Origin of the sequence: Paenibacillus sp. FSL H7-0943, from assembly GCF_037963265.1 — a bacterium.
Classification (GTDB): Bacteria; Bacillota; Bacilli; order Paenibacillales; family Paenibacillaceae; genus Paenibacillus_AQ; species Paenibacillus_AQ odorifer.
In genome coordinates this window covers 1,359,452-1,372,648 of record NZ_CP150148.1, presented here as the reverse complement: position 1 = coordinate 1,372,648, position 13,197 = coordinate 1,359,452, and the positions used below count along the sequence as shown (strand labels likewise).

Sequence of the window (13,197 nt, the reverse complement as noted above, 5' to 3'; positions counted from 1 at the left end):
ACTTACTCCGGAGATTTGACTACAAATTTTTCATCAAATCCACCGTCATGGTATAACCGAATAATAAAATAATTAATGTCTTTATCATATAAATAAGCTTGGTAAGTAGTTAATTGCTCTCCTGGCTTAAGGGTATAATAATAATAAGCTTCTTTATTATTTAATTTTTTCACGTTTGCTTTTGGCCAAATTTCATCTATTTGCCCAAATCTCTGCAGAGTTAAAGTCCATTTTTCTTTACGATCATCCAATGTTCTTTTTACTGTTTTTTTACTGTTATTTATAATTGTGATCTTAGTCCAAATGAGGTACCTAGGATTACTAACCATAGCACTGAATGAATCATAATCATATTTTTTCACTAAATTTTGTGCATCTTTTGACTTGAAATCATAAATCATAAACTTCTCCAGCGTATAACTAAGCCCACCCGCCGTAACCGTAACCGGCAACTCTAAATCCTTTTTCAAACCATATTTACTTAAGTTATCCCTCATAATGGGTGCTGGTGTAGCAGCAGGTTTTGCTGTAGCTATAGCTGATGGTGTAACCGCAGCTGCGTTAGTAATCACGTTCTGCCCCAATACCATGCTAAATAACATTGTCGTAGTCAAAACTGCCCTTACAATGGTCTTCTTCATCACTGAATCTCTCCCTTTTCTTTAATTGGCATTTTATTACTTATTGAACTTATACTCCTGAACTGCTGGCACCCTGATGGGCTGTTGTGTTTTGGATCTTGAGATCAGAACCGGGTGTTCCGTCTCAATGACGGCAATAACCGAAGGACCTGCGATGTATTTGGTTATGCCATATTCGCTATCCGCGTATAAAAGTGGAAACGTCACACCATCGGAATCATCAATAATATCGAATTTCACAATCTTTACTTGTGTCTTAAAACGACTGCTCCCTTGGGGGAAAAGGCCGCTATCAAGGCCTAGATTGTTCTGCAGGGTTTGCTGAAAAGTATCGTACGCTTCTGTAGGATCTATAATCAGACGACCACGAGTCAATTCGGTCTCATCTAATTCCTGTGCGGCATCGTGAACAGCGATATTATTTGCGTCTTTTAACATGCTGCGCAGCTGGTCCCACTCCTGATTCTGGATCTGAAAGAACCAGGAGTAGATAAAGATCAGTAGGACAAATGCCAGCTTAATAATGTAATCCATAAATTACGCTCATCCCTTAGTCAATCGAGATACTCACTCATAATTGAGCCATGCCCATAATATCGAGTCGGCTGCGAAACCGTAGAAAAATTATAAGGAAACAGATTTATCCGCGGCGCGGTTACATACACATCAATTCGTTGCTTTCGCTCTTGAACGGTGTCTGTATTGCTAGTAATTTCTATCGATGCTTCAGAAAATCCAATCGCCTTCAGATTTGAAACTACTTCATTCCGCATAGAAGCTGTAACCATCCCCTCTGTTGCTGCTTTTTGTGTGATATAGGACGTATTAGCTTTGACCTGTAAATCTAGCAGATAATCTATGTAGGTGAAGATAGGCTGCAGGATAATAAACAGGACTAGCCACATGAACAATGCCCGGAGGACGGTCTCCTTCATTAGACACGCCTCCTTCTAATACTGTTCCACTTGCTTAGTATGTGAGATGATATCGTCCTGACTGCTGCCGATCATATGCGTAGCTACCGTGACAAACATCCCCGCAATTACAAAGCCAATGGCCAAAAACATAGCGACGGAAATAGAGTCTTTTTTCATCTGACTTATACCAAAACGTGAGTCATGGACATAGTTAATGTAGTCTGGCTGGAATCCAGCGGTTGAGTTAGAGATACCCCCGGGATCGTCGGTCTATTATCATCGGCAGCATTAATCACGTCACGCACCAAAGGAATCAAAATGGCAATTACGATGGCCACACACAAAAAACCGATAGCGATAAACAAACCTGTAGAAATAGCGTCTTTTTTCATTGTTAATTTCTCCCTTTTTATTTTAGGTTTTAAAAATAAGGTTGAATATACAATTTTTCACTGGAACATGCCGACTCCATTAAAATTTCCTTTGATTAGCAAAATGTACTGCATCGCCATGGCAACGATCATCAAAAAAGTAGCAATCGATGGAATAACATTAATAATCGTCGATAGATCACCGATGAAAGACCATTTTTTCAAATACTGATCGCTGGAGATTTTGGAGATAATCTTGCCTTGTTCACGCAAATAGTTTGCAGCTTCCGTGTCATCATCCATGCCTTCTGTCGCCAGTAAAATGGACCGGATGTCATTAATAAAGTGATGGTTATCCGGAAATTTGGCACAAAACCATTCAATCGCCCCCTCCACACCCTCATCTACTGCCCGTTCTGACAGCTCATACAAGTCCTGACGTATATATTGAAAATGTCCCGCTGTACTCCCACAAAAAGCACCAAACTGCACATATCCGCGCTTACGTAGGCGATTATTCTCATAGAGACGAATGAAGGAGATCAACTCGCCATCTTTTTGAATATTCGTCTTTTGGTGAAGCCACGCCAACACCCAACCAAGCGGAAGATAACGCATCGGACTGCTGATTACGAGAATAAGTAGAGCAATTAGAGCAATTAGAGGGTCATAGAATGAAAAAGGAACAGATCGGATGAAATCGCTGACGACTTGGCTAAATAAATAGATGATTGCCGCTGAATAACGAAATAGAGTAACTTTTCGAGCCGAAATTGATAAACCGCATTCATTCAACAATTGCTGAAATCTATCACTCTGCACGTGTTCACCCAGCGAATTCCACCGGATGCCCAGTCGGACAAGATATCGTTCCTGCTTACTGCTGCTGCTCACAAACACAAGTAATGCGACATACACGATCCCGATCACTGTAATTAGTAGTAATAATCTATCCATAGTTCATCACCTTAGTGGTAGTCCAGTTTGGGCCTGGCAAGAATAGTACTGATCACAAAAGAGATAAAAAGGCCGGAGACGATCACCATCAAAAAGGAAAGGCCTACCGTAGTTTCGAACTGCAGTTGAAAATAGACATCGGGCTTCAGCATATACATAAAGGTTCCAACCGTAGATACCAGCACCAGAAGATTCCCATATAAGCCAAGGCTGATCGCATCTCTGCTTCCTGCTTTTACAGTTAAAATCGTCTCTCTCTGCTGCTCCATAGAACGATTCAACAGCATTAGCGAGCTTTTTAAATAACGGGTTCCCTCCTTCTCGGCATAGAGCAAATCTGATATAAACTCTAAAGCGAAGGTGGTGCCAATCGCGCTGGAGAATCTCCCTGCCTCCTCAACAAGCTCCTTCTCATTACTGTAATTCGAAAATGCGGCACCTAGCAGCTTCAGAGGGCTCTTTAGTACATTTTTATCTGTAAGAAAATCCGCTGTCCGATCAAGGATCGAATCTACCGACAAATGTGTGAATTTGGTGGAGATTTTGACTACATCGAGGAGATCGTAGCTTCCATGTACCTTCCGCTGTGCATAGATGTATCTCATACGAAAATAAGGAATCGTCGCAGATATTACAGCTATAAAAAGCGGAAATCTCCACGCCCCCTGAATCGGCTGTCCTTCATTAAAAGTAATCCCCTCCAAAAAAGGATTGTTAAAACTCAACTTTCCAGGGAGCTCACTAAGTGTCAGTAGTCCTGATAAGAAAACCGCAATAAACAAAATGGCTGTACGCATAACAAAACGCATAACGCTAATACCCGGTTCATACTTCCGGTGTACGAAATACAGAAGCTTGTCCAGATGGCGGTAGAGCCACAGCCTTTTTTTAACCGAGCTAACTCTTTTTCCAAAAATGCTCATCTTATGTTTAATTCGAAAATCGAATTTCTGGACTACCTGCCGTAAATGCCTTTCGATGAGCAGTTTGGTGAGTAACCACAGTCCCCACACAATCCATAAATGAAGAACAAAACGAAAAATATAAAATAGTAAATCCATATCTGCACCTCCTCACTCATTAAGTACTATCTTAGATTTCAAGCTTTCTTTAAGCGGCTGATCCATTGGTTTTGTTGAAGCAAGTCGTCCCAGCTCTTTTTGGAGAATCCGCGTAGCTTGTGCATTTTTCTTAGTCATTTTCAGCATCAGATTTTTCGTCAGCTTGTCATTATAAGACCAACACATTTCCTCCGGCTCCCAGCGCATAAGATCATTAGCAAACACTGAATTTCTATCCTCTTCGTAAAAGATTTCTGATATTCGCGCCAGCCGCTTCTTCCCGTTCGGGACACTCTCCAAAATAAACACCAGCTCGCATGATTTCAGCGCAGAAATCAAATGCCCCTTTAGACTCCCGCCAATTCTTGTCGACACAGCAAACGCACCTTGATAAGGAATGTCCTCCGAATCCACGGTGTGGAAGGTTCCGGTGATCCCGTCGTATCCTTTTTCCCCACTCCACAAATAAAATTCCCACTCGTTATAACGCATCTCTGTCATATACAAAATATTTGGGTCATGCCGCAGCGACTCTACTCCCACCTCCATCAGTTCCTCATTCGCAGCTTGAATTGGAATAATTCGATGCCCTTTAATTTGATACGGTAAAATGGATTCCGGATGTTTCTCTATCATCACTACTCCCATGCAGGATGAAGAGCCAAGCAGTTGCTCACCAACGATCGTATTGGCAAAGGTTGTTTTTCCTGACCCTACAGCACCCGCAATAATGGTATTGCGAAACGTGGACGATAACGCCCGAATGAACTCAACCGCCTCGGCAGGAATACATTCCGTACCCGCTTGATCCTCCAAATCCAGAAATTCCACAACCTGTCGCCGCAGTGATATCGTAGTAAAACCCTCCCAGACCCTAGGTGATACCCAAATCGCAAGCCGAATAAATCTACCTGGCCAGAGCGGATCATCCATTTTGAACTCCACCGAAGGATTATCCTTGTTCAGCTTTTTATTGGGATCACTTTTTAGCAAGGAACGCTTCAGCTGCTCCACCCGATCCAGTGAAGGCATCTCATACGGGTAAGCTATAAACTCACCTTTATGGTTATAAAAAATTTGCTTCCCAATCATTTGTAATCCGGTTGACTCGCTGTATGCACGATCAGTAAACCAACGATACGCTGGTCCAAAACCCTTCCACTCGTGATACAGGGCCTCTGCCGCCGTTCGGTACGCTTCTGGAACCTTTCCAGTAAAAGGTGTTTTTCGTAAGTACTTCTCAATCTCATTCATAAAAAAGCTAACTGCCTGCGGATCGCCAATTAATGCCTTTGCATTTAGCTCGAAGTAAGCGTCATCCTCACGTTCTAACCCTTCGTTCATCTCGGTTTTCATTTTTTGTAAAAAAGCATAAAAATCTTCCTTGCCCGGTTTGCTAGTGCGCAGCACGCTTTGTTTTAGAGAAAAGAGTGGACGACTCGCGAGAGTTTCAATCATAGAAATATCCCTTTCTTTTTGGCCTCTGGCGCTAATCCCATCGACACCAATAGAGAATGTACCTTATCATCCACATGCTGTAGCTCTTTTTTGCCTAGAGGCAAGCTTTCCTGCAAGGGCTGGTAATACGGTAGCTCCAGCAAGATTTCAGTGCCAAATCTAAGGGCCATATTTTTGGACGAAGATATTTCCTCCACATTACTGCGGTTAATGATCAGCTGGAAATCATGCGGACGCAGATCTATATGCCCCGCAAGCTCGAATAGAGGTTCTAATCTGTGTTCATGTTTAGGATGAGTGACAATCATGCGTAACGACGACTTTTGCATACCGACATACCACGCAGCACTCTCGGGAATTGAACCGAAATCAGCAATAACCACATCCGCATTTGCTCCAGCTCTAGCCAAGAAATATTCGATCTCCTCCTCCAGATAATCCTGGACACTTAAGTAGTCGTAATTCCCCGGTAGATACAAATAGCCATCCTGCCTAATCAATTGCTCGAAATCTTCATCATGAATCATCTTCCCTGTAAGCTTGGGGCGCAGTTTGTCTAGACTTATCGTCGCTTTGCGGTCATACCCGGGGTCATATAAATCCAAACCAAGTACAAGAACACGTAGACCTGCCGCAGCAATTCGTCTTGCGAACAGCTTCGCCACACTCGTGCAGCCAATGCCTGGACCTGAGCCAAAAAAGCCAACCAAATTGCTCCGTTCCTCGACATCCTCTTCCAGGATAAAACGAATCTTCTCTATCACTGCTGACGAGGTAGAACGAGGAGGAATAAAATATAAACCTAAGCTTTCACATAACATATGCACAGCTTGATAGCCGCGAATTCCCTTTTGCAGATATAAATACAGGATCATAGAGCTTGGATATTTGTATCGCAGCTCGCTAAGCGCTTGAACAGGTACCTGGTCACTAGTAACCATTAACATATGACCTTCGGTATGCGCCGGATCGGGATACACGTTTTGTGTAACTACATTAAATCCCGCGTTTTTGATATCATTAATCGTTAACTGATCTATGCCCAGACTAAATATTTTCAAGGCAATCTCCCCCTACTCTACCCGTACGATCCACAGCTTTTTGCCCTGCTCCAAGAATTGCCCTAGCCGTTGACCCTCACTTTTCTTCAGCTTCAATTCTGGTGTCGCTACCTTGCCAGTAGAAGTGAATCGGTTATTGTTGTTGCCTTTCTCAGAATCCTGCACATCATTATTGTCTTCTGTTCGCACATAGTTCACGGTAACTCCAGATAAAAAGATCTCTTTAGCAGGATCGCTAAGCAAGCTTTGTTCTTTCACCTGTTCCTCGTTTTCTTTTTTAACTGTATTTGAACCAAGCGCCTCTCGCTGCTTCTCTCGCTCACCTTCTACAAGATAAATGTCTACCTTATCCCGGCTTCGCAACGAACCATTGATGGCATAAATAGCCTCCTTCGGAATAGGAAATATACCTTCATCCTGCAAAGGCTCTAAATCATTAACATCCACCAGTGATGCTGTCAAAATACTACCGTTAGTCAGATTCACATTCGTAATTTTGTACTCCACTTGTGCGATTTCCGTAATTACACCAGAGGGTATGTCCTTGGTCTGAACAGAATCCAGATATAAATCACTTGCTTTCAGCTCATAATTTTTAGGTAGAGACTCCCCAGCTCGCACCTTAACTTTGACCACGGTTTGGGAAAGCACGTAGGGCTTGAAATAGAGATCATAACCTAGCAATCCCCCGAATCCAGTAATCAAAATGAGACTTGCGAAAAAATAATTACGTTTTAACAAACGTCCCCGCTGTAACGCCAAACCTTCCACCTCCTTAACTACATGATTTTTGAGAACGACAAAAAGCACCTTGGCATAAATAGCCAAGCTGCTGGTAAAATGCTTTTTTACCTGATAGAGATTTAGTGAACTATTAAATTAAAGGATTCCGGTGAAAGCCCTCGGGCATAACCGTTGCTTTCACCGGAGAATACCTTTATTTAAATACTACAGTTTTATTCTGATGGACGAGAATCCGGTCCTCGATATGCCATTTCACCGCACGAGCCAGAACAACACGTTCAATGGTACGTCCAATCCGTTTCAGCTCAATAACATCATCACTGTGGCTTACCCGCTGCACATCCTGTTCAATAATCGGTCCACCATCTAGTTCTTCAGTAACATAGTGAGCGGTTGCCCCGATTATTTTCACCCCACGTTGATACGCTTGGGCGTATGGATTGCCGCCAATAAAGGCAGGCAGGAAAGAGTGGTGAATATTAATAATCTGATGGCGATAATGCTCAATAAAGGACGGCGAGATAATCTGCATATACCGTGCCAATATAATCACATCGATATCGTCTCCGATGACCTCTAACTGGCGTTTTTCTGCTTCAGCCTTAGTATCCGCTGTGACTGGAATATGATGAAATGGAATGCCAAACGACTCGACATAAGATTTCATATCCAAATGGTTACTAACGACGAGGGCAATATCGGCATCGAGATCGCCCGCTTGCCACTGCCAGAGCAGTTCAACAAGACAATGGTCTTCTTTAGAGACGAATATGGCAAGTTTCTTCTTATGACGAACATTAAAGATCTTCCAGTCCATCTTAAAACGCTCCGCCACTCCGCCAAATTGAGAGCGAATCTCTTCCAGACGATCGCCTAATTCAGGTAGGTCAAACTCGACTCTCATAAAGAACATTCCACCATCTGGATCCATCGTATACTGATCCGACTGCACAATATTTGCGCCATGCTGATACAGAAAGTGTGATACAGCCGCCACAATTCCCGGTCCGTCAGGGCAGGAAATAAGCATACGTGCCCGGTTGGAATAATGCTCGACACCCGACGAATTGTTTCTTTTTACGTGTAATTCCATGACCCTCTTCCCATCCTCTCATCTACATACGCAATCTGAAGTATAGCTTAAGCGTTCACGAGCTTAATTGCCTGCTAACCAAGCAATTAAACGATGATTAATAGCTTCCTCGCTTAGTTGCGGGAACAGCTGGGCAGCGACAACTTCATCGTATAAACGCTCCAGTGGTTCACGTGGATCAGCTTTTTTAGCTTTGGCATCGTTCTTCAGCAGCTCCCAGACATTAAGTACATATTGACGGGAATCAATCTCCTGCTTGGCAAAAAATTCACGTAATGTTTCAACATCCTGCACGAATTCCGGTCCAAAGCGTTCAGCTACGTTACCACGCAGCAAAGCGATCTCCACCTCATACATCGGACGTTGTGTCTTAGCATCTTTACCAATCCACGGGGTCTCCAGAATGAAAGGCAGACCTTCCAGCTTTTCATGATGTACGATTTTGTTAATCGTATCAAAGCCAATCCAACCCGAGCCAATTGGAGTGTGACGGTCTTTGCGAGCGCCACATGGATTTTTACTGTCATTAATGTGGATTACACCAAGACGGTTCAATCCGATAGTCTCATCAAATTTGTTGAGAACACCGTCCAAATCATTAACGATATCATAGCCAGCATCATGAATGTGGCAAGTATCAAGACAGACCGATAGACGTTCATTATGTTCGACCTTTGCAATAATAGAAGCGATTTCTTCAAAACTGCGGCCGATCTCTGTTCCCTTACCAGCCATAGTTTCTAAAGCGATATGCACTTCCGTTTCGTTCGTGCCTCCAAGCACCTCATTCAGGCCATCTGCAATCCGCTGAATACCATATTCAGCATCTTTATCAGTGAACGCACCTGGATGTAATACAATATGCTTGACCTCAAGTGCATGGGTACGGCGAATTTCCTCTTGCAGGAAATCAACAGCCAGTTGATACGTATTCTCTTTATAGGAAGCGAGATTAATAATGTAAGGTGCATGGACAACAATCTCCTCTACACCATTCTCTTTCATAACCTGCTTCCCTTCGTTGGGATACATGGCATCAATCGGCTTGCGGCGCGTATTCTGCGGCGCTCCTGTATATATCATAAACGAGCTGGAACCATACTCATTTGCTTCATTTGCTGCGGTCAAAAGACCCTTGTCCGAGCAAGACACATGTGAACCTATTTTCAGCATACTTCTTCCCTCTTTCCTTCACGAATTAACCCCTATTCTACCGTGATCGGAAAAATAAATCTAGACGAGGCCAATATGCCGGGTTCTGCTTCGCAAAACTTTGGAAATAAGCTATACTTTAATATGAGAATAATTCGTGTGAGAATCCTCATTGCCAAAAGGTGGTGTATGCATGTTTATCCAATCAGGACTTGGTTTATTATCCACACCGAGCAATTGGTTTATGAACTCTATCGCTTTCTGGACATTTATGCTGCTTGGTTCCATGTGTATCGGCGGTTTTTTTATGTTCCGCAAATTCCTAAAGGTCCTGCCCAAAGCTGATGGAAAGTCAAAGCTAGACTGGCAAAATTACTGGGTGGAACGTAGCCGCCCGCTCTGGAGTGACGAAACAAAAGCCTTTTTGGACCAGCTTGTTCAGCCTGTACCTGGTCCATTTCGTGATATTGCGAAGCATTCTATTGCTGCCGAGATCGGAAAAATCGCCGTCGAGAGTAATGCAAAAGAAGTTACTCGCGATCACTGCATTAAAGGTTACATAGTTGCCACACCGCGGCGCGATAACCGTTTTCTTGTCAATTTTCTCGAAAAGAATAAAATCGATTACTCTGCTTACCAGCATTTGTTTAAGTAATTTTTAATGAATTGTACGATTTAGAACGGAGGCCCTCCTTTGAAATATGTGATATGTGGCGGCACCGGTTTTATAGGTAGCGAACTAGCAAAATACTGGCTGCAAGCAGGTAATGAAGTTGCTATTGTAGGTCGGAATTTACCAAAAGACGCAACAACAATTCATCCTAAGCTGAGTTACCACACCTGGGACAGTCTAAGTTCTAATCCCGCTCCAGTGGAAAATGCAGCTGCCCTAATTAATCTCGCCGGAGCTTCCCTTAGCCAGCGCTGGAGTCCAAGTGGCAAAAAAACGATTATGCAGTCCCGACTTGCAACCGTTTCCGCAGCAGCTAAATTAGTAGATCAAATGAAGCAAAAGCCCTCCGTAATCATTCAGGCTTCCGCCGTGGCGATTTACGGTACCTCTTTAGAGGATACTTTTAGTGAGTCCTCACCAGCCCAGGTCATGGATTTCCCTTCAGAAGTAGTTAAGACATGGGAAGAGGCTTCAGATGAAACTTACCATGGTATCCGCGTGGTCAAGCTGCGTACCGGAGTTGTGCTCGGCAATGAGAGCGGAGCATTCCCCAAAATGAAGCTGCCTTATTTATTAGGTTTTGGCGGTAACATTGGCTCCGGAAAGCAGTGGGTCTCTTGGATTCATCTGACGGATATCGTCCGTCTAATTGATTTCTGTACGCAAAATCCCACGATTAACGGACCTGTTAATGCGACTGCTCCACATCCGGTAACGAACGAAGAGTTCGGCAGGACGATTGGCAAAGTCTACAAACGGCCGCACTGGTTCCCTTTGCCAGCCTTCCTGTTAAAAACAGCAGTCGGAGAATTATCCGAAATCTTACTCAAAGGTCAGCGCGTCCTGCCCGCAGCGGCATTAAATCATGGCTTTGACTTTACCTTCCCTACACTTCAAGTCGCTTTAGAAGATTTGAAAAAACAAAAATTGTAGAGCCACATTCATCGTTGGAACTCACCTTCATACTATATGGAATGTGTAGCTTCCTTTTATAATTTTAAATGTGGTCCCCTCTGTTAGTGGATACTCTTTATACGGGATCATGGCTTCACCTTGAAAAAGCGTTCCATTTCTGGAGTCAAGATCCTTGAGAATATATCCGCTGGTGCTTCTAGATATCTCAGCGTGTACTCTAGAAGCTCCTTCTGATCTTTCCACATATTGAGCGACCTCTGCCGATCGGCCGATAATGAAGCTAGTTCGATTTAACTCGATCATTTCCGCCTCTTCACCCTCCTCACCGCTTCTTTGAAGATAAGGAATACTCTGATCCAGCTTTTCGATTTGTCGTCCTTGCTCAGGCATTTTCTCCCGTGATAATAAAGTTGTTGGTGCTATGGCTTCTGGTGCTTTAACAGAACAATGTTCCTCTGCTAGTGATTCATGACGGGTTGCCGGAACGTTAGCTGCTGAATCTGAGGATTGCGGAGTTATCTTTGGAATTGATGTTGGAGGACGCGTAGAAGCCACAGGGTTCCTGCCAAAATTCCACTCCAATTCTTTCCGACTCGGATTACAGTTAGTATCTTCAGAATCCTCACTCAGACAATCCTCATCTTCTTTACCAACCTTTAGCCTTCCGCTCCAAACCATCCAGCTTAAAACAGCCAATACAATCGTCACAACTCCACAGACGGCAAGCCATAACGGCTTTGGACTATCCAAATATAGAAACTTCCACAGGAGTGCATCGCCTAATAGACACCCTAACACTATATAGGTTCTTGAGCTTGAGGCTTGCGGATTCGTTACCTGTTCATCCTCCAAGCTTAGAGACAGGCTCTCCTCCTCTTTTATCTTAAGATTAGGATAGCTGCTGATCCAAGGAGTAGCAGTCGGCTGCTCCAATCCCTTATCTTCGCGATGCTCATATATTTTTCTTAATGGTGGAGCTGCTGCCTCTTTCACTAGATATTCTTTTACGCCTTCATGAAGCTGTCTTTCAGGTGTAACGGGCTCTCTTTCTGTCAGCAACTCTGATAAAAGAATCTTTAAGCCAGCTGGAGTAAATCCCTCTTCACTGCAATATTGCAATAGTCTTTGCACACCACTGCCAGTAAGCTCTGTGATAGATGCCATTAACACCATGATTAGTGACTTGAGTGACTCTCCAAGCTTTGAACCAGACTTATTCTCCTGAATGGGTATGTAGGTCAGGTATACTTTACCGCTCTGTAACGACCCTTCAATAAAAATGTAATCTGCATGCAAAGCATACTGTTCCGCCCGCAGCATATATAACCTGCCATCTTCCATGCCTTGGGCAATTTGCAGCAATAACCCGAAAAACGAGTTCATACTTAGCTTCTCTCCTTTGAGTAGATGACTAAGCATTTTTTTACGTAAAACAGCGTATTCCATAGTAACCTTCAAATCTATTTCTCTAAGTAACAGCCTCAAATGATGAGGAATGTCGGTGTTCATCAGCATGCGTGCCTGAATCAAATTAAGCTTCTCCGCAGGTATTCCTTCGGGTTCACCAAGGATCATATATATACCATCCTGTTGTATAAAATCACGGGTTAATCCGAACAACAAACATCACCTCCCGAACTAAAAGTATAGATAAGCGCATATGGAACCAGGAATTACTGCCAGCATGAAGGGAAATTTCAACAGTTCACTATCGTTATTTTTTAATAGAAACGGGCTCTTCCATAAAATAAATCCAGAAATTCTGCTGATGATCTTACGCGAACGACTGACCGCCTCCCGTCTCTTTAAAACAATTAACCAGCCTATTAAAGCACCAAATAGTACGGAGTACATGACGACTTGCAGCGTAAACAACATCCCTGTCCACGCTCCGATTCCAGCAAAAAGCTTAACATCCCCCGCGCCAACCGCCCCTAATAAATGCATGATCAGAAGGACTGTAAATCCTACAGCAGCTCCCCCGAAAGCCCTCAGCAGTCCATGCCAGCTATTGATCACCCCTTGTGCAAGCAGACCGGTGAGCAAGCCTGACAAGGTGATCCAGTTTGGTATTCTCATCGACTTCAAATCTGTAATCAGTGCCGCTGCTAAAAACGGTAGACATCCCCAAAATGCCCACTCTGCCATTCATTA

General features: G+C 43.5%; 16 protein-coding genes. 2 read left to right on the top strand and 14 right to left on the bottom strand.

The genetic code is table 11. The annotated features are described in order from the left end of the window. Window positions 1–2 precede the first annotated feature (2 nt). From NSQ55_RS06025 to NSQ55_RS05970, 12 genes are all read right to left on the bottom strand, one after another. Window positions 3–641 (bottom strand): hypothetical protein, encoded by a 639-nt coding sequence (locus NSQ55_RS06025; RefSeq protein ID WP_339171957.1) that lies wholly within the window; start codon window positions 639–641, stop codon window positions 3–5. A 36-nt stretch (window positions 642–677) separates the two neighbouring features. Next, window positions 678–1,175: a hypothetical protein gene (locus NSQ55_RS06020; RefSeq protein WP_076142344.1), complete on the bottom strand. Its 498-nt coding sequence runs from the start codon at window positions 1,173–1,175 to the stop codon at window positions 678–680. Between the two features lie 20 nt (window positions 1,176–1,195). Then, window positions 1,196–1,576, bottom strand: a complete 381-nt coding sequence (locus NSQ55_RS06015) for a hypothetical protein (RefSeq protein WP_076185794.1) — start codon at window positions 1,574–1,576, stop codon at window positions 1,196–1,198. Window positions 1,577–1,591: 15 nt separating this feature from the next. Further along, the gene (locus NSQ55_RS06010; protein WP_162636675.1) at window positions 1,592–1,735 is read right to left on the bottom strand and encodes a hypothetical protein; all 144 of its coding nucleotides are present in this window, start codon (window positions 1,733–1,735) and stop codon (window positions 1,592–1,594) included. A 5-nt stretch (window positions 1,736–1,740) separates the two neighbouring features. Next, window positions 1,741–1,950 carry a hypothetical protein gene (locus NSQ55_RS06005; RefSeq protein ID WP_076185797.1) on the bottom strand — a complete coding sequence of 70 codons (210 nt, stop codon included), beginning with the start codon at window positions 1,948–1,950 and terminating at the stop codon, window positions 1,741–1,743. A 57-nt stretch (window positions 1,951–2,007) separates the two neighbouring features. Beyond that, window positions 2,008–2,886 (bottom strand): hypothetical protein, encoded by an 879-nt coding sequence (locus NSQ55_RS06000; RefSeq protein ID WP_339171953.1) that lies wholly within the window; start codon window positions 2,884–2,886, stop codon window positions 2,008–2,010. Window positions 2,887–2,897: 11 nt separating this feature from the next. Continuing rightward, window positions 2,898–3,947, bottom strand: coding sequence for a hypothetical protein (locus tag NSQ55_RS05995; RefSeq protein ID WP_339171950.1), 1,050 nt, complete (start codon window positions 3,945–3,947; stop codon window positions 2,898–2,900). A gap of 12 nt (window positions 3,948–3,959) precedes the next feature. Further along, window positions 3,960–5,405 (bottom strand): ATPase, T2SS/T4P/T4SS family, encoded by a 1,446-nt coding sequence (locus tag NSQ55_RS05990; protein WP_076280072.1) that lies wholly within the window; start codon window positions 5,403–5,405, stop codon window positions 3,960–3,962. Further along, entirely contained in the window at window positions 5,402–6,466 is a 1,065-nt protein-coding gene (locus tag NSQ55_RS05985; protein ID WP_339171948.1) for a hypothetical protein, read from the bottom strand. The genes NSQ55_RS05990 and NSQ55_RS05985 overlap by 4 nt, the downstream gene beginning before the upstream one ends. A gap of 12 nt (window positions 6,467–6,478) precedes the next feature. Then, on the bottom strand, window positions 6,479–7,228 hold the full coding sequence (locus NSQ55_RS05980; RefSeq protein WP_036681705.1) for an SAF domain-containing protein: 750 nt from the start codon (window positions 7,226–7,228) through the stop codon (window positions 6,479–6,481). A gap of 175 nt (window positions 7,229–7,403) precedes the next feature. After that, entirely contained in the window at window positions 7,404–8,303 is a 900-nt protein-coding gene (gene purU / locus NSQ55_RS05975) for a formyltetrahydrofolate deformylase (protein WP_036681703.1), read from the bottom strand. Between the two features lie 63 nt (window positions 8,304–8,366). After that, entirely contained in the window at window positions 8,367–9,476 is a 1,110-nt protein-coding gene (locus tag NSQ55_RS05970; RefSeq protein ID WP_036681702.1) for a deoxyribonuclease IV, read from the bottom strand. 172 nt (window positions 9,477–9,648) lie between these two features. On the opposite strand from NSQ55_RS05970, the gene NSQ55_RS05965 reads away from it, so the two are divergent. Beyond that, window positions 9,649–10,110 carry a DUF2621 domain-containing protein gene (locus NSQ55_RS05965; RefSeq protein WP_036681700.1) on the top strand — a complete coding sequence of 154 codons (462 nt, stop codon included), beginning with the start codon at window positions 9,649–9,651 and terminating at the stop codon, window positions 10,108–10,110. A gap of 39 nt (window positions 10,111–10,149) precedes the next feature. Further along, the gene (locus NSQ55_RS05960; protein WP_339171939.1) at window positions 10,150–11,061 is read left to right on the top strand and encodes a TIGR01777 family oxidoreductase; all 912 of its coding nucleotides are present in this window, start codon (window positions 10,150–10,152) and stop codon (window positions 11,059–11,061) included. Between the two features lie 27 nt (window positions 11,062–11,088). On the opposite strand, the gene NSQ55_RS05955 is transcribed toward NSQ55_RS05960, so the two are convergent. Together NSQ55_RS05955 and NSQ55_RS05950 are read right to left on the bottom strand one after the other, a co-directional pair. After that, window positions 11,089–12,663 (bottom strand): DUF6382 domain-containing protein, encoded by a 1,575-nt coding sequence (locus NSQ55_RS05955; protein ID WP_076185808.1) that lies wholly within the window; start codon window positions 12,661–12,663, stop codon window positions 11,089–11,091. 18 nt (window positions 12,664–12,681) lie between these two features. Next, window positions 12,682–13,191: a prepilin peptidase gene (locus NSQ55_RS05950; protein ID WP_076185811.1), complete on the bottom strand. Its 510-nt coding sequence runs from the start codon at window positions 13,189–13,191 to the stop codon at window positions 12,682–12,684. Window positions 13,192–13,197: the final 6 nt, after the last annotated feature.